The organism is Pseudomonas sp. C6002 (assembly GCF_013385805.1).
Lineage (GTDB): Bacteria > Pseudomonadota > Gammaproteobacteria > Pseudomonadales > Pseudomonadaceae > Aquipseudomonas.
On the sequence record NZ_JACAPH010000023.1, the window covers coordinates 17,379 to 18,971 of the forward strand.

The following is a 1,593-nucleotide window of genomic DNA, read 5'->3' on the forward strand; positions in this document are numbered from 1 at the left end:
GAAGGCGCCGACCTGTTCGTGCACGACCTCAAGGTGTTCATGCGTACCACCGACGGCCCCAAGGCCGTGGATGTGATCTACCGCCGCATCGACGATGCCTTCCTCGACCCGCAGGCTTTCAACCCCGATTCGATGCTCGGTGTGCCCGGCCTGGTCGCGGCGTACTGCGCGGGCAACGTAGTGCTGGCGAATGCGATCGGCACCGGCGTGGCGGACGACAAGTCGATCTACCCGTACGTGCCGGAAATGATCCGGTTCTACCTGGATGAAGAGCCGGTCCTGCAAAACGTGCCGACGTTCCAGTGCCGCAAGCCGGATGAGCTGTCCCACGTACTGGCGCACCTGCCGGAGCTGGTGGTCAAGGAAACCCAGGGTTCCGGCGGCTACGGCATGCTGGTGGGCCCGGCGTCCAGCGCGGCCGAGATCGAGGACTTCCGCCAGCGTATCAAGGCCCGCCCTCACGCCTACATCGCCCAACCGACCTTGAGCCTGTCCACTTGCCCGACGTTTGTCGAAAACGGCATCGCGCCGCGGCATATCGACCTGCGACCGTTCGTGCTCTCGGGCAAGGAAACCCGCCTGGTACCCGGTGGCTTGACCCGCGTGGCGCTGCGCGAAGGCTCATTGATCGTCAACTCGTCGCAAGGCGGCGGAACCAAGGACACCTGGGTGGTGGAGGGCTGAGTATGCTGAGTAGAACCGCCGCAGATCTGTATTGGATGTCCCGTTACCTGGAGCGTGCCGAGAACCTGGCGCGCATGCTGGAAGTCAGTTATTCGCTGTCGTTGATGCCCCAGGCCGGGCGCAGTGACGGGCTGGACGAGTTGGCCATGTCGCTGCTCAGCAGCGGCACCCTGGACAGTTACCTTGAGCGCCATCAGCAACTGGACGCCGAGCGCATGCTGCACTTCTTCGCCCTCGACGAGGAAAACCCCGCCAGTATCTACAACTGCCTGCGGGCTGCACGGGGTAATGCCCATGCGGTGCGGGGACGGATCACGGCTGATATGTGGGAAAACCTCAACGCCACCTGGCTGGAGATGCGCAGTATTGCGGCCGGCGGGTTGGCGCGGCATGGCATCAGCCACTTTTGTGACTGGGTGAAGCAGCGCTCGCACCTGTTTCGTGGGGCGACGTCCGGGACGATCATGCGCAACGATGCGTATCGGTTTATTCGGCTGGGGACGTTTGTCGAGCGGGCGGATAACACGTTGCGGTTGCTGGACGCGCGGTATGAAATGTTTGGGGAAGAGTCCGAGGAAGTCAGCGACCTTTCGGCACGCGGGTATTACCAGTGGAGCGCGTTGTTGCGGGCGCTGTCGTCGTTTGAGGCGTATACCGAGCTGTACCCGAATGCGCTGAATGCGCGGTCGGTGTCGGAGTTGTTGCTGTTGCGCAGTGATGTGCCGCGCTCGTTGCATGCGTGTATCGAGGAGTTGAGCCATATCCTGGCGGACCTGCCGGGGAGTTATGGGCGTACGGCCCAGCGTTTGGCGGCGGAGTTTGAGGCGCGGCTGAGGTATACAGGGATTGATGAGATTCTGGAGGATGGGCTGCATAGCCGGTTGACGGATTTTATCGACACCGTGCGGG

2 protein-coding genes are annotated in these 1,593 nt (G+C 62.6%); both read left to right on the forward strand.

The window, feature by feature from the left end:
• On the forward strand, window positions 1-684 hold a 684-nt coding region (locus HX817_RS16060), incomplete at its 5' end, for a circularly permuted type 2 ATP-grasp protein (protein WP_256348757.1).
• 2 nt (window positions 685-686) lie between these two features.
• Window positions 687-1,593 (forward strand): alpha-E domain-containing protein (locus HX817_RS16065; protein ID WP_177040565.1); only part of this gene is annotated, 907 nt, incomplete at its 3' end.